The organism is Vibrio sp. vnigr-6D03, from assembly GCF_002835515.1.
Lineage (GTDB): Bacteria > Pseudomonadota > Gammaproteobacteria > Enterobacterales > Vibrionaceae > Vibrio > Vibrio penaeicida.
The window spans coordinates 211,091-236,461 of record NZ_PIZL01000015.1; the positions used below are offsets into that span (position 1 = coordinate 211,091).

Here is a 25,371-nt window from a genome sequence, read left to right on the forward strand (position 1 = left end):
GCATTAGTTTCCGTCATTTGATTACAAACGGCACCTGTAGGTGCCGTTTTCTCTTATTTTTCTTTAAGAAATTATGCCTTATTCCGTAATTTTCTTACCCAAAGCGAATATTTTTTGTTACTTTATTGTTCAATATATACAGAAGGTAAACGTTTGCGCGCCTCTTCTGTACTCAGCTTATAGCCCGAAGTTTAAGGACGATAATCAATGGCCAAAGTATCACTGGATAAAGATAAGATAAAAATTCTCCTTCTTGAGGGGCTTCACCCTTCTTCAGTTGAAGTTTTTCAAGCGGCTGGTTACAGCAACATCGAGTATGTAAAAGGCTCAATGGCGGAAGAAGATCTGTTAGAGGCCGTTAAAGACGTGCACTTCATTGGTATTCGTTCCCGTACTAACCTTTCTGAAAAAGTATTCCAAGCGGCAGAAAAATTGGTCGCTGTAGGTTGTTTCTGCATCGGAACTAACCAAGTTGATCTTCGCGCTGCGGCAAAACGCGGTATTCCTGTGTTCAACGCACCTTTCTCCAACACTCGAAGTGTGGCTGAGTTGGTATTGGGTCAAATCCTTCTGTTACTTCGTGGTATCCCAGAAAAGAACGCATTGGCACACCGTGGTATTTGGAAGAAAAGTGCAGACAGTTCTTACGAAGCTCGTGGTAAACGTTTAGGTATCATTGGCTACGGTCACATCGGTACTCAACTGGGTATTATTGCTGAAAACTTAGGCATGCGTGTCTACTTCTACGATATTGAGAACAAGCTTTCATTGGGTAACGCAACCCAAGTTCACACCATGAGTGAACTGCTAAACAAATGTGATGTGATTACGCTGCACGTTCCTGAAACGGACGGCACTAAGAATATGATGGGCGAAGCTGAATTCGCACGCATGAAGCCAGGCTCTATCTTCATCAACGCAGCTCGCGGTACTGTCGTGGATATACCAGCCCTCGCTTCAGCATTAGAAACCAAACATCTTTCTGGTGCAGCAATCGACGTATTCCCTGTTGAACCAAAAACCAATGCTGACCCATTTGAGTCTCCATTGCTTAAATACGATAACTGTATCCTGACTCCTCACGTTGGTGGTTCTACCCAAGAAGCACAAGAAAACATTGGTGTTGAAGTTGCTGGGAAACTAGCAAAATACTCAGATAACGGCTCAACACTATCCAGTGTCAATTTCCCAGAAGTGTCGCTGCCAGAGCACAGAGGAACATCTCGCCTACTGCACATTCATGAAAACCGCCCAGGTATTCTGACGCAAATTAACACCATCTTCGCTGAAGAAGGGATTAACATCGCGGGTCAGTACCTACAAACCAGCTCAGAAATGGGTTATGTGGTTATTGATGTTGAAGCGGATCGCTCTGAAGAAGCGTTATTGAAGCTGAAAGAAATCGAAGGAACTATTCGAGCTCGTATTCTTCACTAATTTCGCTTTCTTAGCTAATTAATAAAAAGGGGACGCCAGCTGGCGTCCCCTTTTTTAGTTTAAAACTTGCGGCGCTTAATCTTTCAGCTTGTAAATCACATCCACCCTATCACGGATAACAATGCTGGAATCTTGATAAGTATTGGATGCCTTCTCTGCCCCAAGAGCCATACTTCGCATTAGCATCGGACGGTTTGAATTATTGTCGTAACTGATTCTCCAAACGCCATCCACTTCACGCTCAAAACCTTCTGCGAGAAATTTTGCTTTCTGCGTCGCGTCTTTTATCGCAGCCAAACGCGCTTGCTCTTGATACTTGGATTCGTCTTTTACTTTCAATTGAATATCGTCGATGCGATTAATCCCATCGCCTAAGGCACCATCAAGATAACTGTTTAAGTTACCTAAGACTTCAACGGTCACCGTGACACTACGGGAAGCTTGATACCCAACCAGTTCGACTTTGCCACTTTTAGGGTAGTGATACTGCGGCGCTAAATACAAATTAGTGCTGGCGATGTTGTCTCTTTTCACTCCAGCAGCGGTTAAGCGCTCAACAAAAGAGCCCACAGCTTTATCTACCGCTTGCTTCGCTTGCTCTGCTGTCAACATGGTTTCTACCACTTGAACAGTAAACTCAGCCATGTCTGGCACAGCGGTCACTTCACCGTGCCCCGACGTAGAAATATGCGGAAATGAAAGCTCCTCAGCTTTAACAGGAGCCATCATTACTCCCATGAGTAACACACCGATCATCGATAATTTTTTCATGCCGTTCTCCTAAGGGTTCGTCGCTATAATAGACGCTAACATTAGAGATTGATTCCATTCATATTCATATTTGACACAAAGTTTACTGAGGGAGATGCTGTCTCGCGTATTGAATAATTGACTGGGAAATTTCTTTAAGTACCCCACTCTCTAGCTGCCAATGATGCCAATACATGCGATGAGAGAGGAAAAAACTCGGTGTAATGTCTATCAACACTCCTTGTTTGAGTTCAGATTCAATTTGCTGCCTAGGGATCAAACAATAAGCCACACCACTGATTGCCAATTTAACAAAAGCCTCTGAACTGCGAACTGTATGTTTCAACACGCTTCCAATGGGTAAATTGAAATGCTGGTGAACAAATCTTTCATGCATATCATCATGCTGATCAAAAGCCACTGCTGGCGCTCGTTTTAGCGCTTCTCTATTCACACCTTCAGGAAAGTACATCTGACAAAAATCAGGACTAGCGACACACAAATAATCCACTCTTCCTAGGTAGTCAGCATCACATCCAGACATCGGTTGAGAATCAAGGCTTATAGCCCCAACGACTTCACCACTTCGAAGCTTATCAATGGTCCGTCCTTCATCGTCTACCACCAAATTCAGCTCTATTCGCTTTTGTTTTAGCAGAGGTGACAAGCTAGGTAAAAGCCAAGTGGCAAGGCTATCGGCATTCGTAGCCAATGCGACAGACAATGGGCGCTCACTGTTTTCAGTGCTAAGCTCGGGCAAAAGCTCCTCTTCTAGCAAGCAAACTCGTCGGTACAGCCCAAGTAATTTCTTTCCGGCTTGAGTCGCTCTAGGAGGTTGCTCCCGAACTAATACGGGCTGTGCCAACCATTTTTCTAACTGTTTAATCCTTTGAGATACAGCCGATTGGGAGATACATAACTGCTCCGCGGCTCGTTCAAAACCTCTTTGATTCAGCACACTGTCTAGCGCTTCAATCCATCGATAATCTAACCCTCTCATATTTCCCTCTGCTCACCTACCTAGGATATAAGTTTAACTTATCATTCATTAAAATTATTAGTTTAATTTATTTTCTTATTCCCCTTATCCTTGCGGCTCATTTTTCTGACATTTCTATTTTTAAGTAAGGGCAACGTTGTGAACTTCTGGGTGTTATTGCAAGGTTTTGGGTTAGGCGCAACGATGATCATTCCGATTGGAGCGCAGAATGCGTATGTGCTGAACCAGGGCATTAAGCGCAATCACCATCTTACAACCGCAACGATCTGTAGCTTATTGGACGTTTTTTTCATCTCTCTAGGCATTTTTGGTGGTGGAGCAATCCTTTCTCAAAATGAATTGCTACTCACTTCTGTCACTCTTGGAGGAATCGCGTTTTTAACCATCTATGGTCTTATGTCTCTAAGAAGTGCTTTTGCTCCAGCTGAGCAACGAGAATCTAACGCCCAAATCACGGCAAGAGGAAAGCGTGCAGTCGTTTTAGGGGCGCTCGCTGTTACCGTTCTGAACCCTCACCTGTATTTAGATACGGTCGTCATTTTGGGTTCTATCGGTGGGCAATACGAAGGACATGATCGTATTGCGTTCGCGGCAGGTACAGTACTGGCGTCGTTTGCTTGGTTTTATAGCTTATCCCTTGGTGCTGCAAAATTGGGGCCTACGCTCTCTAAGCCTAAAGTAAAGAAAGGGATTGATATTGGTGTGGCAGCAATGATGTTCACTATCGCAATAATTCTCGCGAATGGGTTGTGGCAGCAATACATGTAGATGCTTGTTCAAACATAAGGATATGACATGGATGTAATTCAACGGATTTACCAAAGGAACATCGATCTTTTAAACGAACTCAACATCCCATTCAATGAATGGCAACATCGTCCGATTTTGGATTTTGCGACAGATGAAGCGGTTGCCAAGGAATTGGGCTGGACAGGTACATTGTCTAAAAGCTTATTTCTGAAAGTTAAAGGTGGTGGTTACGCACTTTACTTAACCGATAAAGACAGCCGCCTCAATGCTAAAGGAATTAAAGGGCTTTTAGGAAAACGTGTATCTATCTGTGACAATGAAGAAATGACAGCAAAAACAGGCTGTTTAGCTGGGGCTGTTTGCCCATTCACATTGCCCACCTCAGTCCCCATTATTTTGGATACTGCACTTCTGACACATGATGAGCTGCTTTATACACCGGGGGATCCTGCTGTTACGATTGGAATTAATGGTGTCTATTTAGAAAAACTGCTGGAGTCTCTAGAGAGTCCGATTTATAAGCTTTCTGAATAGCTGACACTCCACATAAATCACAAACAAGATTCAAAAATAAAGGCGCTTAACTGAGTAAGCGCCTTATTTCATTGGAAGTGTTTTGATCTACAAAGAAAATTAATCAACTTTGTTCAAGTGCACATCCATTTGAGGGAATGGAATTTCGATACCTGCTTCATCAAGCGCTTCTTTAATTGCCTGAAGAGAGTCGAAATAAACATTCCAGTAGTCCGCGGTTTTCACCCAAGGACGAACAACAAAGTTAACGGAAGAATCAGCAAGTGCAACTACACCAATGGTCACGCCTGGATCTTTCAGAATACGCTCATCTTTTGCCAATGTTTCGGCAATGATTTCTTGAGTTTTCTTAAGATCAGCGTTGTAAGAAACACCAATAACATGATCAATACGTCGTGTTTGGTGGCGAGAGTAGTTTGTTATTGGACCACCAATAACACCGCCATTAGGCACTACAACCATCTTGTTGTCTGGTGTAGTAAGAACGGTTTGGAAAATCTGGATGGACTCAACAGAACCAGATACGCCACCTATTTCAACGTAATCGCCCGATTTGAATGGACGGAACGCAACGATAAGTACACCTGCCGCGAAGTTAGACAGAGAGCCTTGCAGTGCCAAACCAACCGCTAAGCCAGCCGCACCAATAACCGCAACTACTGAAGCAGTTTGAACACCCAAACGACCTAATGCTGCAATAAGCACAATAACGAACAACAAGTAACGAACCAGCGCGTGGATAAACTCCACCACCGCTTTATCCATGTTCTTCTTCTTCATCACCTTCGCTACGCTGTTTGCGATAGCTTTAACAATGATGTTACCGATAAACAGTATCAGTACTGCTGAAATGATGTTTACACCATATTGAATGATCAGATCTGAGTTGTTTGTCAGCCAAGATTCCATTTTACTGACTCCTCCTGCTAAGTTTAGGTTATCAACCACTGATGGTTCGCTTGCCATTCCTTTTTACCTCTAGGTTTCTTATTTGAATATGTGTGCCTTATCCAAGTTAGTGACTTCACTAATTTAGGGCGGTGCATCTCTGCGACAGAATTTCGACAAAATATCTTACAATTGAACTCAATGAAAGTCATCGCCACATTAATATTGAGACTACAACTTAAAAACTTGGGCTTTTAGCGAAAGGGTTACGCAATCAATGGAATAACCCTCACCCAACTTTAGCGGTGTTTGAAAAGATAGCAAGCATAAAAAAGCCCGCTCAATGAGCGGGCTTTTCAGTTCAATTCGAAAGAATTAAAGAACGTCTACTGCATTCAAGTCAGCGAATGCTTGCTCAAGGCGAACAACCATTGAAGATTGCGCTGCACGTAGCCATACACGTGGATCGTAGTATTTCTTGTTAGGAGCATCATCGCCTGTAGGGTTACCAATTTGACCCTGTAGGTAATCGTGCTTGTCCGCTTCGTATGCACGGATACCATCCCAAGTTGCCCACTGAGTATCAGTATCGATGTTCATTTTGATAACACCGTAGCCGATAGACTCTTGAATTTCTTCTTGAGAAGAACCAGAACCACCGTGGAATACGAAGTTCAGAGCGTTAGGTGCAATACCAAACTTCTCTGCACAGTATGCTTGAGAATCACGTAGGATTGTTGGAGTCAGTACAACGTTACCAGGCTTGTATACACCGTGTACGTTACCGAAAGATGCAGCAATAGTGAAACGAGGGCTGATAGCATTCAACTTCTCGTAAGCGTAAGCTACGTCTTCTGGAGAAGTGTATAGCTCAGACGCATCCATATCAGAGTTGTCTACGCCGTCTTCTTCACCGCCAGTACAACCTAATTCGATTTCAAGAGTCATGTCCATCTTAGCCATGCGCTCAAGGTACTTAGCAGAGATCTCGATGTTTTCTTCTAGAGACTCTTCAGAAAGGTCAATCATGTGTGAAGAGAATAGAGGCTTACCAGTTTGAGCAAAGAACTCTTCACCAGCATCTAGCAGACCGTCGATCCAAGGAAGAAGTTTCTTAGCCGCGTGGTCAGTGTGTAGGATTACTGGTACACCGTAAGCTTCAGCTACAGCGTGTACGTATTTTGCACCAGCAACAGCACCAAGAATTTGTAGACCTTGGCCTTCAAGTTTTAGACCTTTACCTGCGAAGAAAGCAGCACCACCGTTAGAGAACTGAACGATAACTGGCGCTTTAACTTTTGCAGCTGCTTCTAGTACTGCGTTTACAGAGTCAGTACCAATACAGTTAACCGCTGGAAGTGCGAAGTTGTTTTCTTTAGCAACTTCAAATACTTTCTGAACGTCATCACCAGTAATAACACCTGGCTTTACGAAGTCGAAGATCTTAGACATGGATGTAATCCTATTTATCTGTCGTTTTAAAATAAAACTGATTAAGTTTAAATTCTTGCAAACGTTTGCTCACAACGCGAGGTATTCTAACAGAGAACCATTTGGCGTGCAGCAAACAAGAAAGCGGGATTCACTCCCGCTTTCAGTTATTCTTACTTAGCACGCTCTTCAAGCATAGCTACTGCTGGCAGTACTTTACCTTCAACGAATTCAAGGAATGCGCCGCCACCTGTAGAGATGTAAGAAACGTCAGCCTTGATACCGAACTTGTCGATTGCTGCTAGTGTATCGCCACCACCTGCTACAGAGAAACCTGCAGATTCCGCGATTGCTTTAGAAATGCCCGCTGTACCCGCTTCGAAGTTCTTGAATTCGAATACGCCCACAGGACCGTTCCAAAGGATAGTTTTTGCGTTACCGATGATTTCAGCTAGAGCCGCAGTTGAATCTGGACCTAGGTCGAAGATCATGTCGTCGTCTGCAACTTCAGAAACGTGCTTGATTTCAGCTTCTGCGTTCTCGTCGAATGCTTTAGCACATGCAACGTCAGTCGCAACTGGGATAGCACACTCTTTCATTAGCTTCTTAGCAGTGTCAACTAGGTCTGCTTCGTATAGAGACTTACCTACGTTGTGACCTTCAGCAGCGATGAACGTGTTTGCGATACCACCACCAACAACAAGTTGGTCAGCAACTTTAGAAAGAGATTCAAGAACTGTCAGCTTAGTAGAAACCTTAGAACCACCAACGATAGCAACCAATGGACGCTCTGGGTTGTCCATTGCTTTGCCTAGTGCTTCAAGCTCAGCAGCAAGAAGAGGACCAGCACATGCAACAGGAGCGTGAGTACCAACACCGTGAGTAGACGCTTGTGCACGGTGAGCCGTACCAAATGCGTCCATTACGAAGATGTCACATAGAGATGCGTATGCTTTAGATAGCTCTTCTTCGTTCTTCTTCTCGCCTTTGTTGAAGCGAACGTTTTCAAGAACAACAAGTTCACCAACGTTTAGTTCAAGACCGTTTAGGTAGTCTTTCGCTAGTTTAACGTCGCAGTCTAGTGCGTCGTTTAGGTAGTTAACTACAGGAGCTAGAGAGAACTCTTCGTTGTATTCACCTTCAGTAGGACGACCTAGGTGAGATGTGACCATAACTTTTGCACCAGCTTCCAAACAAAGCTTGATGGTTGGTAGAGATGCAAGGATACGAGCATCTGAAGTTACTTTACCGTCTTTTACTGGTACGTTTAGGTCAGCACGGATAAATACGCGTTTACCTGCTAGTTCCAGGTCAGTCATCTTGATTACAGACATGGTTTGTCCTCTCAATGTTTCAATTTTAAAGTTTGGTAGCTCAGCATCACGCTCAGCCAATAAATTCTTTCTCTGGTGCTTACTTTGGGGCAAAACACATTTATTTCAAGCCCCAAAATTAAAACTTTTACCGCTTGATTTAACCCAATTCGTGCATGGTAATCGCAGTATCCAGCATCCGGTTAGCAAAGCCCCATTCGTTATCACACCACACCAACATCTTAACAAGATGTCCGTTGCTCACTCGTGTTTGCGAGCCGTCCACTATGGCACTGTGGGAATCGTGATTGAAGTCGATGGAAACTAACGGCGCCTCAGTATAGTCAACAATGCTGTCTAATGTACACCGAGAAGCGTTAATAATGGTTTGATTTACGTCATTAACTTTCACATTTGTATTTATTGTTACACTCAAATCCATTGCAGTGACGTTTACGGTAGGTACTCGAACCGAAATTGCTTCAAATTTGTTAGAAAATTTCGGGAATATACGTTCAATACCCAAATGCAATTTTGTATCGACAGGAATAATAGATTGACTGGCCGCTCGAGTACGTCGCAAGTCTGGATGGTACGCATCAATCACTTGCTGATCGTTCATAGATGAATGGATGGTCGTGATGGTTCCCGAATCGATACCAAAGGCATCATCAAGTACCTTTATGATGGGTACGATGCAGTTTGTCGTACAGGATCCATTAGATACCACTTTGTGCTCTGCCGTTATAGATTCATGATTCACACCATAAATAATGGTGTTGTCTAAATCATTAGCACCAGGGTGTGAAAACAGGACTTTCTTGGCACCTGCCGCAATATGTTTTTGCCCGTCGGCTTGAGAGCCATACACACCTGTACAATCCAGTACGATATCGACCTCTATATCTCGCCAAGGAAGTAATTCAATATCTTCTAAATGCAGAATGCGTACAGAATCACGCTCACCGCTCTCGTGATGAATAAAAAGATGCTCTTGGTCGTGAGATATCTTTTTAAAAAATCGACCATGCGAGGTGTCATATTGGAGAAGATGCGCCATGGCTTCTGGTTGCGCTAGCTCATTGACCGCAACCACTTTGATCTGCTGGTTTTTACTGCTTTCATAAACCGCGCGCAACACGTTGCGCCCTATTCGACCAAATCCGTTGATCGCGACTTTTAGCATCTCTGCTGCCCTCACATAAATTGCGTGGTACAGATAGTAACTGATATTACTGAAACTTCACAGGCAGCCATAGTATTATCAGGTCCTTTCTTTCCATAAAAATGACTTGCGGAAAGAATGCTAATCCCTCCCATGAAAGTAGTGGCTGGTCGTAATCTTTGATGTAACAAAGCGACTCTTAAAGTTGAAGTCACTCGCATTCAAATATGCCACTAGTTGATCTTGTTAACATTAAAATTTATAAAACCAAGTAACGTTCCTTTGGCGCTTTCTACCCTCATTTTCTCACCAAAGGACAAATACATGACTGAATGGTCTGCCGAACAGTATTGCAATACGTGCCGAAAAACGACATCACATACAGAAACCTTGGTACGCAAGCCAAGTAATTATGACAGCGATGCTTCATTACTAGGCAGAATAAAACTCTCTCTTCATACCATTATTAATGGCGGTAGTTACTACGATATGGATCGCTATGTCACTTGTAAAACGTGCCATACCAAAGAGCTAAAGAATCAGGGTAACGAATTCGAATAGACATAAAAAAAACCGAACCAGCGATGGTTCGGTTTTTTCTTTATAGGCTTGGGAGAGGTTTACGCCAACAGTTCGTTAGCGGTCTCGACTACGTTTTCAACCGTGAAGCCGAACATCTTGAACAGCTCGCCCGCTGGTGCAGATTCACCGAATGTTGTCATACCGATGATACGACCGTCGAAGCCCACGTACTTGTACCAGAAGTCTGCAATCCCCGCTTCCACTGCAATACGAGCGGTTACGTCTGAAGGCAGTACCGATTCGCGGTAAGCGGCGTCTTGCTTGTCGAACGCATCGGTTGATGGCATAGAAACGACACGTACTTTCTTGCCTGCTGCTGTCAGTTGCGCTGCGGCTTCGATGGTTAACTCAACTTCAGAGCCCGTTGCAATTAAGATTAGCTCTGGCTTGCCATCGCTGTCTTTCAGGATGTAACCACCTTTTGCAATGTCAGCCACTTGTGCCGCGTCACGCTCTTGCTGTGCTAGATTCTGACGAGAGAAGATAAGCGCCGTTGGGCCATCTCTGCGTTCGATAGCCAGTTTCCAAGCCACTGCCGATTCCACTTGGTCACATGGACGCCAAGTACTCATGTTTGGCGTTAGACGTAGAGAGGCGATTTGCTCAACCGGTTGGTGAGTCGGACCGTCTTCACCCAGGCCGATAGAATCGTGCGTGTACACCTGAATGTTTTGCACTTTCATTAGTGCTGCCATGCGCATCGCGTTACGTGCGTATTCCATGAACATAAGGAAAGTCGCGCCGTATGGTACGAAGCCACCGTGCAGAGCTATACCGTTCATGATGGCTGTCATACCGAACTCACGCACACCGTAGTGGATGTAGTTGCCCGATGCGTCTTCCGCCGTCAGTGATTGAGAGCCAGACCACATGGTCAGGTTTGAAGGCGCAAGGTCAGCCGAGCCACCCATGAATTCAGGCAAGATAGCCCCGAACGCTTCCAACGCATTTTGCGACGCTTTACGTGACGCAATGTTAGCAGGGTTAGCTTGAAGGTCTGCAATGATTTGGCTTGCTTTCGCTTCCCACTCTGCAGGCAGTTCGTTGTTTACTCGACGTTTGAACTCGGCGGCAAGCTCTGGATATGCTGCTTCATAAGCTGCAAATTTCTCGTTCCACGCTGCTTCCTTAGCTGCGCCTGCTTCTTTCGCAGACCACTCTGCGTAAACTTCCTGCGGAATTTCAAAAGGACCGTGCTCCCAACCTAAAAACTCACGTGCTGCTGCAATTTCTTCATGACCCAATGGCGCGCCGTGACAGTCGTGCGAACCCGACTTGTTTGGCGAACCGAAACCGATGATGGTTTTGGTACAGATAAGGGTTGGACGTGGGTCCGCTTTCGCGGCTTCAATCGCTGAGTTGATGGCGTCGGAATCGTGGCCGTCTACCGCAGGAATGACATGCCAGCCGTACGCTTCAAAACGCTTAGGGGTGTCGTCAGAGAACCAGCCTTCCACTTCACCGTCGATAGAAATGCCGTTGTCGTCCCAGAAAGCAATCAACTTACCTAGACCCAGCGTACCCGCAAGAGAACATGCCTCGTGCGAAATACCTTCCATCAGACAACCATCACCCATGAAGGCGTAAGTAAAGTGGTCCACGATGTTGTGACCGTCTTTGTTGAACTGCGCCGCTAGAGATTTCTCTGCCAGAGCCATGCCCGCGGCGTTAGTGATACCCTGACCAAGCGGACCTGTCGTGGTCTCGATGCCTGGGGCGTAACCGTATTCAGGGTGACCAGGTGTTTTTGAATGCAGTTGACGGAAGTTTTTCAACTCTTCGATTGGCAAATCGTAACCCGCAAGGTGCAACAAAGAATAAATCAGCATAGAGCCGTGGCCGTTAGATAACACGAAACGGTCGCGGTCTGCCCACTCAGGGTTGGTTGGGTTGTGGTTTAAATGAGAACGCCACAGTACTTCGGCGATATCAGCCATACCCATTGGTGCACCTGGGTGACCAGAGTTAGCAGCTTGAACGCCGTCCATGCTAAGGGCACGAATAGCATTAGCTAGCTCTTTGTTTGAAAGAAGGTTACGAGAAGACATGTCTGCTCCTGAATGCATTAAGCGAATTGAAAGAGAAATTGTGAGCGCGTATTGTCGCAAAGCACAATAGGTGCTGCAATCGATTTACCTACCATTTCGTGACATTTGCTACCCTTTTACTACATTGCGCGTGAACATCTGCGAAATCACAACAACTTGCGCAAACGGTTGGTTATGAGATATGTACAAAATTTGCTTGAATTCTATCAATTCGAAATTAGAATAGACGTCTAGATGTAGAAACACCTACATAGACTAATGTAATTTAAGCGAGATGGATTTGAATAATCGGTCTCTCAAACTTTTTAAAGAGTGGAGCTATCATGGCAAAGCACCTATTCACTTCTGAGTCAGTTTCAGAAGGTCATCCAGATAAAATTGCAGACCAAATTTCTGATGCCGTACTTGACGCAATTATTGAACAAGATCCTAAAGCTCGCGTAGCATGTGAAACCTATGTGAAAACTGGCATGGTCATGGTCGGTGGTGAAATTACCACTTCAGCTTGGGTTGATATCGAAGAGTTGACTCGCCAAACCGTTCGAGAAATCGGATACGTGCACTCTGACATGGGCTTTGATGCTGATTCTTGTGCAGTACTGAACACCATCGGTAAACAATCTCCAGACATCAACCAAGGTGTCGATAAAACAGATCCTAAAGAGCAAGGCGCAGGCGACCAAGGCATAATGTTTGGTTACGCGACAAATGAAACTGATGTATTCATGCCAGCTCCAATTACCTACTCACATTTGCTGGTTCAAAAGCAGGCTGAAGTCCGTAAAAACGGCACGCTTCCTTGGTTGCGTCCTGATGCAAAATCTCAGGTAACCTTCCAGTACGATCAGGGCAAAATTGTTGGTATTGATGCGGTCGTTCTATCAACTCAGCATTGTGACTCAATTTCTACACCGGATCTGCGTGAAGCAGTAATGGAAGAAATCATTAAACCTGTTTTGCCTTCTGAGTGGCTGAACAAAGAAACTAACTTCTTCATCAACCCAACCGGTCGTTTTGTGATCGGCGGCCCAATGGGTGATTGTGGCTTAACTGGTCGTAAAATCATTGTTGATACCTACGGTGGTGCAGCTCGTCACGGCGGCGGGGCATTCTCTGGTAAAGATCCATCAAAAGTAGACCGCAGTGCAGCATACGCGGCACGTTATGTTGCGAAAAACATCGTAGCGGCAGGTTTGGCTGATCGCTGTGAGATTCAACTTTCTTACGCTATCGGTGTTGCTGACCCAACATCTATCATGGTGGAAACGTTCGGTACTGAAAAAGTGCCACACAACATCATCATTGAAGCGGTTCGTCAGAACTTCGACCTACGCCCATACGGACTTCAAGAAATGCTGAACTTACTTCAGCCTATCTATAAGAAGACTGCGGCTTATGGTCACTTTGGTCGTGAAGAATTCCCTTGGGAAGCAACAGATAAAGCAGTAATTCTGCGCGAGTTTGCTGGTCTGTAAGATAAAATTTTAAAACTGAAGCCCTCGCAATGCGAGGGCTTTTTGTTACATAAAATTTACATATGGACCATTTTTTAAACATTAAAGGTTGTTTTTTCGCTGGGTGATGACATAGTTAATAGTAAGAAAAGTGCGGGTATTGTGTTTTTGTCATCACAGTTCACCCACTTATTCAAAGGATTTTGTTATTTTCCGTCCCTTAAGATTTTGTAGTATTAGAGTCGGTTAATAACTGTGAGATGCAAAATGCATTCGTGACAAGGGGTTGGGTTCACGGACTCATTCTGCATCGAATTAGGGGAAACTGCCCATCAGTGGTAGTTGAATGCACTCATTCAGGAGGATTTATGCCTCGTACACTCAATCCAGATAACGTGTCTGATAAGAAAGACCATGTCATCCCAGATTCTGAATACGCTAAAACCATACCTTGCAACAAAGTCGGCATCACCGAGCCTTTTCAATGGCTTGCAATGGCCGTTCACGACCTAATGAGAACACCACTTATCAGCGCTTTTTACGGTTTATGCTTTACCGCGGCCGCGATAGGAGTTGTTGGCTTAGTATACTGGCAAGGAACTCACCTTGTTGTTTTGCCAAGCTTAATTGTTTATATGCTCATCGGTCCTTTCCTAGCACTTGGGCTGTATGATGCCGCTTGGGAGCTCGAGAAAGGTCATAAACCTCGGTTAATGCATTCAATACATGCTATTGGGAGAAATTCCGTCTCTCAGTGGGGGTTTGCCCTCATGCTCAGTATTGCCATGATATTCTGGATGCGGATCGCAGCCTTATTACACGCTTTATACCCTTCCGTCGAAGGGGCGCCTATTTCTGAGTTCTTACCGTTTCTTGTTATCGGCTCTTTAATAGGGGTTGTACTTTCCACGATTATTTTCTGTATATCCGTCTTCTCTATTCCAATGATGATGGAACGCAGAGTCGATATTATGACCGCCATCTTTACAAGCTTTAACGCGGTAAAATCAAACATCCCAGCAATGATTGTCTGGGCTGCAATTATTTGCGGTGGTTTGATTATCGGTTTTGCCACTTTCGGACTTGGAATGATGGTCGTAATGCCAATATTGGGTTACGGAACATGGCACGGCTACGAAGCGACAATTCAACGCCGACATCATTAACAAATTAGCAAATTTAAGTACAATAACAGCCTCAATCCAGAGGCTGTTATTTTATGCAAGACCCGACAACACACTACGCGATCGAACAAATCATCAAACAGTGCATCAAAAAAGCAGAACGCGTGTTTCAAAAGAAATTTGTACAGCCTACATGGAACTTTAATGTCAGGGGTAAGGCTGCTGGGAAGGCGTACCTACAACAATGGGAGATCCGCCTCAACCCCGCTTTATTTAAAGAGAATAAGCTAGCCTTTCTACAAGAAGTTATCCCACATGAAGTCGCGCACCTGATTACCTACCAATGCTTTGGTCGAGCCAAACCTCACGGTAAAGAATGGCAATATGTCATGGAATCCGTGTTAGGCATCCCGGCAAAAACAACACATAGCTTTGACGTTACAGGGGTTCAAGGAAAAACATTCGAGTACCAATGTGGTTGCCAAGTTCACCCATTATCTATCCGTCGACACAATAAGGTTCTGAGGGGAGAAACCAGTTATCGCTGTAAAGCCTGTCAGCACGACCTCAAATTTACAGGCACTCAATTGTCTTAAGTTTGTTAATTTCATTTATATCTATAGATAAAAATATCACGCAGTTGCTAGACTCAAGTTATTAATAATCCCAATTATCAATAACTATGCGTCCACTATATTATTTCCTTGTATTGGCTCTCTTCAGTGCCGCCACCATTGCTGCCCCGCCCACTTCGTTTTCAAAAGCCAAAAGAGAGGCAGTTAAGATTTACGCAGATCATCCAATTAGCTTTTACTGCGGATGTGATATTGAGTGGAAGGGGAAAAAAGGCGTTCCTGATCTAAAAGGGTGCGGTTATGAAGTGCGAAAACAACTGAAACGCGCTTCTCGAATTGAATGGGAACACGTAGTACCTGCGTGGCAATTTGGTCATCAGCGACAATGCTGGCAAACTGGCGGAAGAAAGAACTGCACCAAAAAAGACAAAGTATTTCGCTCAATGGAGGCTGATCTTCACAACCTGACTCCGACCATCGGTGAAGTTAATGGCGATCGTTCTAATTACAACTTTAGCCAATGGAATGGCGTCGACGGTGCGACCTATGGTCAATGTGAAGTGCAGGTCAACTTCAAACAAAGAAGGGTTATGCCACCAGCTAGAGCCAAAGGATCTATCGCGCGCACGTACCTTTACATGAGTAAAGAATATGGATTTCGCCTTTCTAAGCAACAAACCAATTTAATGAAAGCGTGGAATAAGCAATTCCCAGTCGATGAATGGGAATGCACGCGTGATGAGCGCATATATAAGGTACAAGGTAACCACAATACTTTTGTCTACGAGAATTGTAAGAGCTGAGAAAAAAGCCCCGAAATTCGGGGCTTAAAAAGTTCTACTAGTGCTTTCGCCCTATGTCATCTAAGTAGTCATACGGATGTTCAGAAACATCAGATTTTGACAGTCCCATAAAAGAACTTGAAGTATTCAGTGTACGTGACTCACACCAACCAAGACCTGGAGTCAAAGTACTAACATCAGCCACAGTGGATGGCATATTTGAAATCACTTCAGACTCTGTTTTTCCTGTTAATCGTTGAGCAACAAATATAGTCTTTGTCCGCACATTGTCATCTGCCAAACGGTGCCTTTCTCCCCACAAAACTTTCCAATCATTACAGGTATATTCATTAGTTTTAGGGATAGATATGAACGCGACATCAGAAATCGCACCGTACTTTTTAAACATCATATATGACTCAAACAACGTTGCCACATCTTCTCGGTTAGTTGAATAGCCGTAAAAAGCTGCTGCGCCATCAGGCTTAAACTCACTTCCCGCAATTTCTCCTGTTGAATTTCGAGCTTGATCAGTCATTGACTTGCCATGGAAAGCAATCTCCGCTGCTTCCAACAACAATGATGAAGTTAATGGGTGGCTTGATTGCAGTTCAGTGTGGACTTTGTTGGCATTATCACGCATTGCACTGAAAACAGAACCGCTGTCACCAACCTGTGACAGGTAAGCAGGAGGAAGATAGTCATTAGCATGAGCAAGTTCATGGGCCAATAGTCGGAAAAGTCCAGGTGCAATATGATGGGATGCACGCCACGCATTATTCGCTGAATGATAGGTATTGCTGTAGGTTACGTATTCTTTACTATTTGGATAAATAAAACGATTAGCACTATCGTAAGTGAACTCTGAGCTAAAGTCAGAACGGAAGTCATCTTGCTTATAGATCGAATCCCACTCTGTTTTATTCTGCCACAAATATCTTGGATCGATATAAATAGCAGCGGTATACGTATGATAGAAAGAAGGCCTGATATCATAACTCAAGACGATAGCATTGAGAGGTTTAAACAGGTTTAGGAAATCCTGATCGTTGATACTTTTTAAGGCATTAATAAAGTTATCACCCATCCAACTGTGAGAGACCACTAGCCTTTCTTGGATATCTGAAATTGAAAGGTCTCCAGGCTTCTCAACACCAATTGGACGAATTTTATCTAGCGAACAAGACTGACGTTTCTTGTAAAGTTTGACACACTCAAGCATATCATTCGATAAAGCCGAAGATTGGTAAGTCGAAATTTTATCTAAACTTGGATCTCCCTTTATGTTTGGCGATGCCAAGCTACCAGGGTTTTCTGAAGAACTCCCACCACCACACCCAGAAAGAGCCACAATCAAAGCACCGCCTACAACTAACGCATTCTTTTTTTTCATTTTAACTCTAGTTCTATTTTTAAAATCAATGAGTAAGATAAATTAGAGCTCTCCGTAAATACAATTGATAAATATAAAAAATTCGAAGAAAACCATATTTTTGCTGACAAGCTTGTTTTTTCCTCTTCACGCATCCATGTTAGTCACTAAATATGTGTCATGCAGGAAACAAAAAAACATGCGAATCCCTCGAATTTATCACCCCGAAACCATCAATGAACTCGGCTTGGTGAAATTAAGCGATGATGCAGCTGGTCATATAGGCAGAGCGCTGCGCATGAAAGAAGGGCAAAATGTGTTGTTGTTTGATGGCAGCAATGCTGAATTTCCTGCAATCATTTCAGATGTCAGTAAAAAAAATGTCACGGTAGATGTTCAAGAGCGTGTCGAAACCAGTATTGAATCGCCGTTAAACATTCATCTAGGACAAGTTGTCTCTCGTGGTGAGAAAATGGAATTCACCATTCAGAAATCCGTTGAATTGGGTGTAAATACCATTACCCCTTTGATTTCTGAACGATGTGGCGTAAAACTGGACACCAAACGATTCGAAAAAAAGCTGGCACAATGGCAGAAAATAGCCATCAGTGCATGTGAACAATGTGGGCGCAATACCATTCCAGAAATTCGTCCCATCATGCAGCTTGAGCAATGGTGTGCCGAGCAAAGCGGCGCTCTGAAATTGAATTTACACCCAAGAGCCCAATACTCAATCAATACCTTACCCACACCTATTTCAAGAGTAAGATTATTGATAGGTCCTGAAGGCGGATTGTCTGCAGAAGAAATCCGCATGACAGAAGAGTACCAATTTGAAGAAACGTTGCTTGGTCCTAGAGTATTACGGACAGAAACCGCAGCGTTAACCGCTATTACTGCATTACAAGTTCGCTTTGGCGACCTTGGATAAACGGAGATATTCGAATGATAAAAGTCGGCATCGTAATGGATCCCATTGCATCGATTAACATCAAAAAAGATTCTAGCTTTGCAATGATGTTAGAAGCTCAGCGTCGTGGTTGGGAAATCCACTATATGGAGATGAACGACCTCCACTTGGATCAAGGCACCCCCATTGCTGACACGAAAGTGGTTACTCTGAAAGAAGATCCTTCTGGTTGGTATGAATTCCAATCAGAGCAAACGATCGAACTTTCAGAACTTGATGCCGTTTTGATGAGAAAAGATCCTCCGTTTGACACAGAGTACATCTACGCAACGTACATTCTTGAGCGAGCGGAAGAAAAAGGGACGCTGATCGTCAACAAGCCACAAAGCCTACGTGACTGTAACGAAAAGCTATTTACTGCTTGGTTCCCAGAACTGACTCCAACCACCATCGTTACTCGCAAAGCGGAAAAAATTCGTGAGTTTCAAGCCAAACATGGTGATGTGATCCTTAAACCATTAGATGGTATGGGTGGCGCTTCTATTTTCAGAGTGAAGCAAGGCGATCCTAATGTCTCGGTGATCATCGAAACGCTGACAAACCACGGGCAGAATTACGCCATGGCGCAAACCTTTGTACCGGATATCAGCAACGGTGATAAACGTATTTTGGTGGTGGATGGTGAGCCAATGCCTTATTGCTTGGCGCGTATTCCTGCAGAGGGTGAAACCCGAGGTAACCTTGCCGCTGGTGGTACTGGCGTGGCAAGACCATTAAGTGAAACAGATTTACAGATAGCACACGCTGTAGCTCCTACACTTAAGGAGAAAGGGCTTATATTTGTGGGCTTAGACGTTATTGGTGACAAGCTAACTGAAATTAACGTCACCAGCCCAACTTGCATTCGCGAAATCGAAGCGGCATTCGATATATCTATCACAGGTAAGTTGATGGATGCGATAGAGCGAAGAGTCAAAAATAACTAAGGGCTGTTGACCCTAAGCTCGACACTGGAGATGTTATGAACTTAGCGAATCATTTTCTTGTTGCCATGCCCGGCATGCAAGACCCGTTGTTTAAGCGCACCGTTGTTTACATATGTGATCATAGTGATGATGGCGCTATGGGTATTATTATTAATGCTCCCATTGATATCTCCGTTGGCGGCATGCTCAAGCAAGTCGAAGTGCAACCTGTTCACCCACAGCTCAATACCGACAGTTTAGAGAAGCCAGTATTGAACGGTGGACCGGTAGCAGAAGATCGGGGGTTCATTCTTCATGAACCCAAAGATCATTACCAGTCAAGCATCCAGATGACACAATCCATTGCGGTCACGACATCAAAGGATATTTTGAGCGTACTCGGTACAGAAGCAGAACCGGATCACTATGTTGTAGCTCTAGGCTATTCGGGTTGGGAAGCGGGTCAACTTGAAAGTGAATTGGCAGACAATTCGTGGTTAACGATTGAAGCCGATCCTAGTGTGATTTTTCAAACACCCATCCATGAGCGATGGAAGAAAGCCGTTCAAATGCTTGGAATCGACGCAAGCCAGCTATCGTCGCAAATTGGGCATGCATAAAGAGGCGGTTTTCGCCTCTCATAAAACGAAACACATTGAGACATTCATGACTTCACGCACCATCATGGCCTTTGATTTTGGCACCAAAAGTATTGGCAGTGCCATCGGGCAAGAAATAACGGGCACAGCCAGCCCACTAAAAGCATTTAAAGCCAATGATGGCATCCCAAACTGGGACGCCATAGAAAAGCAAATTAAAGAGTGGCAACCCAATCTACTAGTTGTGGGCTTGCCAACTGACCTACATGGGCGCGATTTAGAAACCATCACACCCAGAGCTAAGAAATTTGCGAATCGGTTATTCGGGCGCTTTGGAGTGCCTGTGGAACTGCATGACGAAAGGCTTTCTACCACAGAAGCGCGCTCAGAGCTTTTTTCCATGGGTGGCTACAAAGCCTTAAGCAAAGGAAACGTAGATTGCCAATCTGCCGTTGTTATTCTAGAAAGTTGGTTCGAGGCACAGTGGGCTAGCTAATTTAAGCTTGAATAGCCTAAATTTTGTGTAGCAACACATAAAAAAGGGAAGACATCATCGTCTTCCCTTTACTCTTTCAATCTATTTTTCAAAGGCATCAATTCATATCGATCTTCACACCGTCCAATGCGCCACCAGAGAAGTCGTCTCCACGGTTGGTTTTCAGCATTAGTCTTAAATCGTTTGCCGAGTCGGCGCTGTGCATGGCGTCTTGCTCTGTAATCTTGTCGGCAACCACCAGCTCGTACAAACACTGATCGAAAGTTTTCATACCCGATTCATTCGATTTCGACATCGTCGCTTTTAGCTCATGCAATTCTCCGCGACGAATAAGATCAGATACCCTTGGCGTATTCAATAAGATCTCAAATACCCCATGACGCCCTTTACCACTCTTATCCCGAATCAATTGTTGAGCGATTACTCCTCGAAGGTTCATGGAGAGATCGAATAGGAATTGCTCTTTTTGCTCTTTAGGCACTAAATGAAGAATTCGCTCTAGTGCTTGGTTGGCGTTATTGGCGTGCAGAGTCGCCATACACAAGTGCCCAGTCTCAGCAAATGTCATGGCGTATTGCATGGTCTCTCGTGAACGAATTTCACCAATCAAGATCATATCTGGCGCTTGACGAAGCGAGTTCTTCAACGCAATTTCATAAGAATCGGTATCCAGCCCAACTTCACGCTGTGTGATGATGCACTTGTTGTGATCGTGAACAAATTCAATAGGGTCCTCAACCGTCAAAATATGCCCTGTGCGGTTCTGATTACGAAACCCTGTCATGGCTGCCATGGTGGTTGATTTACCTGAACCTGTAGCACCGACCACCAGCACCAAACCACGTTTAGCAATAGACAAGTCTTGTAAGATATCGGGTAATCGAAGATCCTCAAAGGTAGGTATTTGAGTTTCAATTCGGCGTATTACCGCTCCTGGTAATTCACGCTGGAAAAAAGCACTGACCCTAAAGCGACCCACATCGCGAACAATCGCGAAGTTGGACTCTTTATTTTTACGGTATTCTCCTCGTCGCTCTTCATCCATCATGCTATCGAGCAGGGAAAAGGTTTGTGTTTCCGTCAGTACTTCTCCCAATGGCTGCAATTCGCCATGGACTCGTAACAAAACAGGAGCGCCAACGGTAATGTAAATATCCGAGGCTTTCTGAGTCACCATTTCAGATAAGACTTGATTCAGTTCCATAGTGTCACCTAAAAACCAAAGGAGTCTGATTCAAGCTTGGCGCGGACTTCATCTGCATCCACCACACCTTGAGCAATCAGCTGCTTTGCGTGTTGCTCTGTCGTTTGCATTCCCATCGCCCCGCCCGTTTGGATCACGGAATACATTTGAGCCACTTTGTCTTCACGAATAAGGTTACGAATCGCAGGTGTTGCTAACATGATTTCGTGGCACGCAGCTCGACCACCACCCAAACGCTTCAACAACTTTTGCGAAATCACCGCACGTAATGATTCAGAAAGCATAGAACGCACCATGTCTTTATCGGTACCCGGGAACACATCAATGATTCGGTCGACGGTTTTCGCCGCGCTACTGGTGTGCAAGGTGCCAAATACGAGGTGTCCGGTTTCCGCCGCCGTCAATGCCAAGCTAATGGTTTCTTTATCGCGGAGCTCGCCCACAAGAATCACATCCGGATCTTCACGCAGTGCGCTTCGAAGTGCCGCATTAAAGCTGTGTGTATCACGGTGCACTTCACGCTGGTTGATCAAACATTTATTGCTCTGGTGTACGAATTCGATCGGGTCTTCAATCGTCAAAATGTGTTTGTTATGGTTGCGATTGATATTATCGACCATGGCTGCCAGTGTGGTTGACTTACCTGAACCTGTTGGTCCTGTTACCAGAACAAGCCCTTTCTCATAATTAGAAATTTGAGTAAAGATATCTGGGGCATCAAGTTGCTCTAAACTAGGCACTTCGGTAGGGATCGTACGGAACACCGCAGAGCTGCCACGGGATTGGTTAAAGGCATTGACACGAAAACGTCCGACATTTGGTAGCTCGAAGGAAAAGTCGGTTTCCAGCTTTTCTTCAAACTCTGCTCGTTGCGCATCGTTCATGATTTCAAAGACCAGTCGATGAACATCGGCGTGCGTAAAAGCAGGGACACCTAACTTACGTACATCGCCATCTACACGCACCATTGGAGGAACTCCAGCAGAAAGATGTAGATCTGACGCATTATGCTTTACACTAAAATCCAGTAACTCAGCGATATCCATAAAAATCCTTAATTAAGTCAATTATGTGTAGTATTCAACAAAACATTCAGCAGATCACCGCACAAATTCGCAGTCTTGAAGAAAAGTGTGGTAGAGCTTCAGGCTCGGTGCAACTTTTAGCCGTAAGTAAAACAAAACCCAATGCAGCCATTGCCGATGCGCTTAAAGCTGGTCAGGTGGCATTTGGAGAGAACTACGTTCAAGAAGGTGTTGATAAAGTTCAGTATTTTGCTGAACACTATAGCGACAATGCCATTGAATGGCACTTTATTGGACCGATACAGTCCAACAAAACTCGACCTATAGCAGAAAATTTTGCATGGGTGCATTCAGTCGACAGAGCGAAGATCGCACAGCGTCTCAATGATCAACGCCCAGCAGACCTACCAGCATTAAACGTACTGATTCAAATCAATACCAGCGGCGAAGCGTCAAAGTCTGGCATCAACGAAGCAGAACTGTTTGAACTGGCTGCATTGATAAATGACTTACCCAACCTCACATTAAAAGGGTTGATGTCAATTCCTGCGAACGTAAGCAACCATGAGTCTCAGTTAACCGCGTTTAACCAACTTGCAGCTCTAAAAGACAAACTGGCAGAGAAGTACCCAGAAGTTGACATGCTCTCGATGGGTATGAGCGGTGACATGGAAGCAGCTGTAGAAGCAGGCAGCACCATGGTGAGAATCGGAACGGCGATTTTCGGTGCTCGAGATTACAGTACCAAGCAATAACAGAATTTAAGTGATCAGAAGATAACGTCTGCTCGCGAATTTACATTTAGGATCTTTTGAACATGGAACACAAAAGTATTGCGTTCATTGGTGCGGGTAACATGGCTCGCTCCATTATTGCTGGCTTGGTTGCCAGCGGCTACCCTTCAGCGCTCATTACTGCCACGGGGCGAACAGAGTCTAAACTTGCCGCGCTGGAAGACCAATACAAAGTTAACACCACGACTGACAACTTTGCCGCAACTCAAAATGCCGATGTCGTCGTTTTAGCAGTGAAACCTCAGATGATGGCCGATGTGTGCACAAAGCTTCAAAGCATCGACTATAGTGGCAAACTTGTTATCTCCATTGCTGCCGGTATTTCTGCGGTAAGGCTTGAAGAAATGCTGGACGCAAAGCTCAACTTAGTGCGGGTTATGCCTAACACTCCTTCTCTCGTCGGAAAAGGAATGAGTGGACTTTTTGCACTACCCTCAGTATCAGAAGAGAACAAGACATTCGCCTTTGATCTCATGGGGTCGGTTGGCGAGGCTTGCTGGGTTGAAATGGAATCTGGCATAAACAACATCATCGCTGCAGCCGGTAGTGCACCAGCGTACTTTTTCTTGTTTATGGAAGCCATGCAAGCGGAAGCAATGGCGCAAGGGTTTGATAAAGACACCGCGAGATTACTTGTACAACAATCTGCAATAGGTGCAGCACAAATGGTGGTGGCCAACCCGAATATTGAACTGGGTACATTGCGTGAACAAGTCACCTCAAAAGGTGGAACCACTGCTGAAGCCCTACGCACATTTAACGAACACCAATTGACCGACATAGTCTCCAAAGCGATGAAAGCTGCTGTAGCTCGCGCAGAAGAGATGGAAAAACAACTCTAACATCTGATTTCTAAAATAAGGGTAAAGAATGAATTCTCTACATTTTCTGGTTTCAACCTTATTTGACCTCTACATAATGGTGGTCATTTTGCGCTTATGGCTACAAATGGCGCGTGCGGATTTCTACAATCCGTTTTCACAGTTTATCATTAAAGCTACTCAGCCTATCGTCGCTCCTTTACGCAGAGTGATTCCTTCTATAGGCAGTGTAGATATGGCAACGCTGCTTTTTGCCTACCTTCTTTGCGTTCTTAAGTACGTTACGATAGTCGCGATATCAACAAATGGTAACTTTGCGTTTGGCGTAGAGTTTCTCTATTTAGGTGCCCTGTCTTTGGTGAAAGCCGCGGGTGGGCTGTTGTTCTGGGTTCTATTAATTCGCGCTATCCTAAGCTGGGTAAGCCAAGGTCGAAGCCCAATCGAGTATGTATTCCATCAATTAACAGAGCCAATGTTAGCGCCAATCCGTCGTATTCTTCCAGAAATGGGTGGCTTCGATTTAAGCGTACTTGTTCTGTTTATTGTATTGCAGTTTGCCAATATCATGATGGGTGATGTAATCGGAGATATTTGGTTCCGCTTATAATGCCATCGGCAGTCACGTACAAAAATGATGAGGTAGTGCTAAGGCTTTACGTTCAGCCTAAAGCAAGCCGAGACAAAATCGTTGGAGAACATGGCGATGAACTGAAAATCGCCATCACTGCTCCACCGGTCGACGGTAAAGCCAACAGCCACCTCATTAAATATTTAGCGAAGCAATTTAATGTTCCCAAAGGGCAAATCAAAATAGAAAAAGGAGAGCTCGGACGGCATAAGCAAGTTCGAGTTTTCACTCCTAAAAAAATGCCCAACGAAATACTTGCCCTCCTATGAGGGCTTTTTTAGAGGAAGCAATCATGATCAAATGGCTAACCATCTTGTTGGCACTGTGCCTAATCGCGCCAGTCACAGCAGGTCAATTCAAAGCCATCAAAAATATCGAAGTTCACTACTCCGCCTTTAACACGACATTTCTTACTCCCAAAGTGGCTAGGCAATACGACCTCACACGAAATGGGTACTCTGCTTTACTGAACATCAGTGTTTTAGATGATTCCAAAATTGGTAAGCCCGCCATCACGGCAAAACTCAAAGGTCACGCGAAAAATTTGTTGGGGCAAATACGGGAACTGACGTTTAGGGAAGTCAAAGAAGGTACCGCGATATATTACTTAGCTGAGATTCCGATTACTCATGAAGAGATCATTACTTTCACAGTAGATGTAGATTCAGGTTTATCTGGAAAAGGGCAATTGCGCTTTACCCAAAAATTCTACGTGGAAGAATAA

General features: G+C 44.5%; 27 protein-coding genes. 17 read left to right on the forward strand and 10 right to left on the reverse strand.

Translation table 11 applies throughout. The features are described 5' to 3' along the window. Window positions 1-207 precede the first annotated feature (207 nt). Window positions 208-1,437 (forward strand): phosphoglycerate dehydrogenase, encoded by a 1,230-nt coding sequence (serA, locus tag CW749_RS12900; protein WP_101112545.1) that lies wholly within the window; start codon window positions 208-210, stop codon window positions 1,435-1,437. Window positions 1,438-1,512: 75 nt separating this feature from the next. On the opposite strand, the gene CW749_RS12905 is transcribed toward serA, so the two are convergent. Both CW749_RS12905 and CW749_RS12910 read right to left on the reverse strand, forming a co-directional pair. Beyond that, window positions 1,513-2,208 (reverse strand): oxidative stress defense protein, encoded by a 696-nt coding sequence (locus CW749_RS12905; protein WP_101112546.1) that lies wholly within the window; start codon window positions 2,206-2,208, stop codon window positions 1,513-1,515. Window positions 2,209-2,290: 82 nt separating this feature from the next. Next, window positions 2,291-3,187: a LysR family transcriptional regulator ArgP gene (locus CW749_RS12910; protein ID WP_101112547.1), complete on the reverse strand. Its 897-nt coding sequence runs from the start codon at window positions 3,185-3,187 to the stop codon at window positions 2,291-2,293. 138 nt (window positions 3,188-3,325) lie between these two features. Between CW749_RS12910 and CW749_RS12915 the strand changes: the two genes are divergently transcribed. Both CW749_RS12915 and CW749_RS12920 read left to right on the forward strand, forming a co-directional pair. After that, the gene (locus tag CW749_RS12915; RefSeq protein WP_101112548.1) at window positions 3,326-3,955 is read left to right on the forward strand and encodes a LysE/ArgO family amino acid transporter; all 630 of its coding nucleotides are present in this window, start codon (window positions 3,326-3,328) and stop codon (window positions 3,953-3,955) included. Window positions 3,956-3,982: 27 nt separating this feature from the next. Further along, window positions 3,983-4,471: a YbaK/EbsC family protein gene (locus CW749_RS12920; protein WP_101112549.1), complete on the forward strand. Its 489-nt coding sequence runs from the start codon at window positions 3,983-3,985 to the stop codon at window positions 4,469-4,471. A 99-nt stretch (window positions 4,472-4,570) separates the two neighbouring features. Here the strand turns inward: CW749_RS12920 and mscS are convergent, their stop codons facing one another. The 4 genes from mscS to epd all read right to left on the reverse strand — a co-directional run bounded on the left by mscS (window position 4,571) and on the right by epd (window position 9,289). Further along, window positions 4,571-5,437: a small-conductance mechanosensitive channel MscS gene (mscS, locus tag CW749_RS12925; RefSeq protein ID WP_101112550.1), complete on the reverse strand. Its 867-nt coding sequence runs from the start codon at window positions 5,435-5,437 to the stop codon at window positions 4,571-4,573. A gap of 297 nt (window positions 5,438-5,734) precedes the next feature. Continuing rightward, window positions 5,735-6,811, reverse strand: coding sequence for a class II fructose-bisphosphate aldolase (fbaA, locus tag CW749_RS12930; RefSeq protein WP_101112551.1), 1,077 nt, complete (start codon window positions 6,809-6,811; stop codon window positions 5,735-5,737). 152 nt (window positions 6,812-6,963) lie between these two features. Further along, complete coding sequence (locus tag CW749_RS12935) at window positions 6,964-8,124, reverse strand: phosphoglycerate kinase (protein WP_101112581.1); 1,161 nt, start codon at window positions 8,122-8,124, stop codon at window positions 6,964-6,966. A gap of 139 nt (window positions 8,125-8,263) precedes the next feature. Next, the gene (gene epd / locus CW749_RS12940; protein ID WP_101112552.1) at window positions 8,264-9,289 is read right to left on the reverse strand and encodes an erythrose-4-phosphate dehydrogenase; all 1,026 of its coding nucleotides are present in this window, start codon (window positions 9,287-9,289) and stop codon (window positions 8,264-8,266) included. 303 nt (window positions 9,290-9,592) lie between these two features. On the opposite strand from epd, the gene CW749_RS12945 reads away from it, so the two are divergent. Beyond that, the gene (locus CW749_RS12945) at window positions 9,593-9,829 is read left to right on the forward strand and encodes a hypothetical protein (protein WP_101112553.1); all 237 of its coding nucleotides are present in this window, start codon (window positions 9,593-9,595) and stop codon (window positions 9,827-9,829) included. 59 nt (window positions 9,830-9,888) lie between these two features. Here CW749_RS12945 and tkt read toward each other — a convergent pair whose 3' ends face one another. Beyond that, window positions 9,889-11,898, reverse strand: coding sequence for a transketolase (gene tkt / locus CW749_RS12950; protein WP_101112554.1), 2,010 nt, complete (start codon window positions 11,896-11,898; stop codon window positions 9,889-9,891). Window positions 11,899-12,221: 323 nt separating this feature from the next. On the opposite strand from tkt, the gene metK reads away from it, so the two are divergent. From metK to CW749_RS12970, 4 genes are all read left to right on the forward strand, one after another. Beyond that, a complete protein-coding gene (metK, locus tag CW749_RS12955) occupies window positions 12,222-13,373 on the forward strand; it encodes a methionine adenosyltransferase (protein ID WP_101112555.1) in 1,152 nt (383 codons plus the stop codon). A gap of 347 nt (window positions 13,374-13,720) precedes the next feature. Beyond that, window positions 13,721-14,518: a DUF2189 domain-containing protein gene (locus CW749_RS12960; protein WP_101112556.1), complete on the forward strand. Its 798-nt coding sequence runs from the start codon at window positions 13,721-13,723 to the stop codon at window positions 14,516-14,518. 53 nt (window positions 14,519-14,571) lie between these two features. After that, entirely contained in the window at window positions 14,572-15,072 is a 501-nt protein-coding gene (locus tag CW749_RS12965; RefSeq protein WP_101112557.1) for a SprT family zinc-dependent metalloprotease, read from the forward strand. A gap of 86 nt (window positions 15,073-15,158) precedes the next feature. Further along, window positions 15,159-15,854, forward strand: coding sequence for an endonuclease (locus CW749_RS12970; protein ID WP_101112558.1), 696 nt, complete (start codon window positions 15,159-15,161; stop codon window positions 15,852-15,854). Window positions 15,855-15,891: 37 nt separating this feature from the next. Here the strand turns inward: CW749_RS12970 and CW749_RS12975 are convergent, their stop codons facing one another. Beyond that, window positions 15,892-17,226, reverse strand: coding sequence for a hypothetical protein (locus CW749_RS12975; protein WP_101112559.1), 1,335 nt, complete (start codon window positions 17,224-17,226; stop codon window positions 15,892-15,894). 178 nt (window positions 17,227-17,404) lie between these two features. On the opposite strand from CW749_RS12975, the gene rsmE reads away from it, so the two are divergent. From rsmE to ruvX, 4 genes are read left to right on the forward strand one after another with little or no spacing between them, the layout of a single operon-like run. After that, window positions 17,405-18,136, forward strand: coding sequence for a 16S rRNA (uracil(1498)-N(3))-methyltransferase (rsmE, locus tag CW749_RS12980; RefSeq protein ID WP_101112560.1), 732 nt, complete (start codon window positions 17,405-17,407; stop codon window positions 18,134-18,136). Window positions 18,137-18,150: 14 nt separating this feature from the next. After that, on the forward strand, window positions 18,151-19,101 hold the full coding sequence (gene gshB / locus CW749_RS12985) for a glutathione synthase (protein WP_101112561.1): 951 nt from the start codon (window positions 18,151-18,153) through the stop codon (window positions 19,099-19,101). 35 nt (window positions 19,102-19,136) lie between these two features. Further along, window positions 19,137-19,700, forward strand: a complete 564-nt coding sequence (locus tag CW749_RS12990; RefSeq protein WP_101112562.1) for a YqgE/AlgH family protein — start codon at window positions 19,137-19,139, stop codon at window positions 19,698-19,700. Between the two features lie 46 nt (window positions 19,701-19,746). Continuing rightward, window positions 19,747-20,175: a Holliday junction resolvase RuvX gene (gene ruvX, locus CW749_RS12995; RefSeq protein ID WP_101112582.1), complete on the forward strand. Its 429-nt coding sequence runs from the start codon at window positions 19,747-19,749 to the stop codon at window positions 20,173-20,175. A gap of 97 nt (window positions 20,176-20,272) precedes the next feature. Here ruvX and CW749_RS13000 read toward each other — a convergent pair whose 3' ends face one another. Both CW749_RS13000 and CW749_RS13005 read right to left on the reverse strand, forming a co-directional pair. After that, a complete protein-coding gene (locus tag CW749_RS13000; protein WP_101112563.1) occupies window positions 20,273-21,379 on the reverse strand; it encodes a PilT/PilU family type 4a pilus ATPase in 1,107 nt (368 codons plus the stop codon). Window positions 21,380-21,387: 8 nt separating this feature from the next. Next, window positions 21,388-22,425 carry a type IV pilus twitching motility protein PilT gene (locus tag CW749_RS13005; protein WP_101112564.1) on the reverse strand — a complete coding sequence of 346 codons (1,038 nt, stop codon included), beginning with the start codon at window positions 22,423-22,425 and terminating at the stop codon, window positions 21,388-21,390. Between the two features lie 23 nt (window positions 22,426-22,448). Here CW749_RS13005 and CW749_RS13010 point away from each other — a divergent pair, with 23 nt between their 5' ends. The 5 genes from CW749_RS13010 to CW749_RS13030 all read left to right on the forward strand — a co-directional run bounded on the left by CW749_RS13010 (window position 22,449) and on the right by CW749_RS13030 (window position 25,371). Further along, the gene (locus tag CW749_RS13010) at window positions 22,449-23,159 is read left to right on the forward strand and encodes a YggS family pyridoxal phosphate-dependent enzyme (RefSeq protein WP_101112565.1); all 711 of its coding nucleotides are present in this window, start codon (window positions 22,449-22,451) and stop codon (window positions 23,157-23,159) included. 62 nt (window positions 23,160-23,221) lie between these two features. Continuing rightward, complete coding sequence (gene proC / locus CW749_RS13015; protein ID WP_101112566.1) at window positions 23,222-24,040, forward strand: pyrroline-5-carboxylate reductase; 819 nt, start codon at window positions 23,222-23,224, stop codon at window positions 24,038-24,040. Between the two features lie 28 nt (window positions 24,041-24,068). Beyond that, window positions 24,069-24,626: a YggT family protein gene (locus tag CW749_RS13020; RefSeq protein WP_101112567.1), complete on the forward strand. Its 558-nt coding sequence runs from the start codon at window positions 24,069-24,071 to the stop codon at window positions 24,624-24,626. Further along, on the forward strand, window positions 24,626-24,916 hold the full coding sequence (gene yggU, locus CW749_RS13025) for a DUF167 family protein YggU (RefSeq protein ID WP_101112568.1): 291 nt from the start codon (window positions 24,626-24,628) through the stop codon (window positions 24,914-24,916). Before CW749_RS13020 ends, yggU begins: the two co-directional genes overlap by 1 nt. Before the next feature lie 23 nt (window positions 24,917-24,939). Further along, entirely contained in the window at window positions 24,940-25,371 is a 432-nt protein-coding gene (locus tag CW749_RS13030; protein ID WP_101112569.1) for a DUF4426 domain-containing protein, read from the forward strand.

Excerpts from the sequence above, each read along its gene's own strand:
- serA (WP_101112545.1), top strand. The coding sequence starts at position 208 with ATGGCCAAAGTATCACTGGATAAAGATAAGATAAAAATTCTCCTTCTT.
- CW749_RS12905 (WP_101112546.1), bottom strand. The coding sequence starts at position 2,208 with ATGAAAAAATTATCGATGATCGGTGTGTTACTCATGGGAGTAATGATG.
- CW749_RS12910 (WP_101112547.1), bottom strand. The coding sequence starts at position 3,187 with ATGAGAGGGTTAGATTATCGATGGATTGAAGCGCTAGACAGTGTGCTG.
- CW749_RS12920 (WP_101112549.1), top strand. The coding sequence starts at position 3,983 with ATGGATGTAATTCAACGGATTTACCAAAGGAACATCGATCTTTTAAAC.
- mscS (WP_101112550.1), bottom strand. The coding sequence starts at position 5,437 with ATGGCAAGCGAACCATCAGTGGTTGATAACCTAAACTTAGCAGGAGGA.
- fbaA (WP_101112551.1), bottom strand. The coding sequence starts at position 6,811 with ATGTCTAAGATCTTCGACTTCGTAAAGCCAGGTGTTATTACTGGTGAT.
- CW749_RS12935 (WP_101112581.1), bottom strand. The coding sequence starts at position 8,124 with ATGTCTGTAATCAAGATGACTGACCTGGAACTAGCAGGTAAACGCGTA.
- epd (WP_101112552.1), bottom strand. The coding sequence starts at position 9,289 with ATGCTAAAAGTCGCGATCAACGGATTTGGTCGAATAGGGCGCAACGTG.
- CW749_RS12945 (WP_101112553.1), top strand. The coding sequence starts at position 9,593 with ATGACTGAATGGTCTGCCGAACAGTATTGCAATACGTGCCGAAAAACG.
- tkt (WP_101112554.1), bottom strand. The coding sequence starts at position 11,898 with ATGTCTTCTCGTAACCTTCTTTCAAACAAAGAGCTAGCTAATGCTATT.
- metK (WP_101112555.1), top strand. The coding sequence starts at position 12,222 with ATGGCAAAGCACCTATTCACTTCTGAGTCAGTTTCAGAAGGTCATCCA.
- CW749_RS12960 (WP_101112556.1), top strand. The coding sequence starts at position 13,721 with ATGCCTCGTACACTCAATCCAGATAACGTGTCTGATAAGAAAGACCAT.
- CW749_RS12965 (WP_101112557.1), top strand. The coding sequence starts at position 14,572 with ATGCAAGACCCGACAACACACTACGCGATCGAACAAATCATCAAACAG.
- CW749_RS12970 (WP_101112558.1), top strand. The coding sequence starts at position 15,159 with ATGCGTCCACTATATTATTTCCTTGTATTGGCTCTCTTCAGTGCCGCC.
- CW749_RS12975 (WP_101112559.1), bottom strand. The coding sequence starts at position 17,226 with ATGAAAAAAAAGAATGCGTTAGTTGTAGGCGGTGCTTTGATTGTGGCT.
- rsmE (WP_101112560.1), top strand. The coding sequence starts at position 17,405 with ATGCGAATCCCTCGAATTTATCACCCCGAAACCATCAATGAACTCGGC.
- gshB (WP_101112561.1), top strand. The coding sequence starts at position 18,151 with ATGATAAAAGTCGGCATCGTAATGGATCCCATTGCATCGATTAACATC.
- CW749_RS12990 (WP_101112562.1), top strand. The coding sequence starts at position 19,137 with ATGAACTTAGCGAATCATTTTCTTGTTGCCATGCCCGGCATGCAAGAC.
- ruvX (WP_101112582.1), top strand. The coding sequence starts at position 19,747 with ATGACTTCACGCACCATCATGGCCTTTGATTTTGGCACCAAAAGTATT.
- CW749_RS13000 (WP_101112563.1), bottom strand. The coding sequence starts at position 21,379 with ATGGAACTGAATCAAGTCTTATCTGAAATGGTGACTCAGAAAGCCTCG.
- CW749_RS13005 (WP_101112564.1), bottom strand. The coding sequence starts at position 22,425 with ATGGATATCGCTGAGTTACTGGATTTTAGTGTAAAGCATAATGCGTCA.
- CW749_RS13010 (WP_101112565.1), top strand. The coding sequence starts at position 22,449 with ATGTGTAGTATTCAACAAAACATTCAGCAGATCACCGCACAAATTCGC.
- proC (WP_101112566.1), top strand. The coding sequence starts at position 23,222 with ATGGAACACAAAAGTATTGCGTTCATTGGTGCGGGTAACATGGCTCGC.
- CW749_RS13020 (WP_101112567.1), top strand. The coding sequence starts at position 24,069 with ATGAATTCTCTACATTTTCTGGTTTCAACCTTATTTGACCTCTACATA.
- yggU (WP_101112568.1), top strand. The coding sequence starts at position 24,626 with ATGCCATCGGCAGTCACGTACAAAAATGATGAGGTAGTGCTAAGGCTT.
- CW749_RS13030 (WP_101112569.1), top strand. The coding sequence starts at position 24,940 with ATGATCAAATGGCTAACCATCTTGTTGGCACTGTGCCTAATCGCGCCA.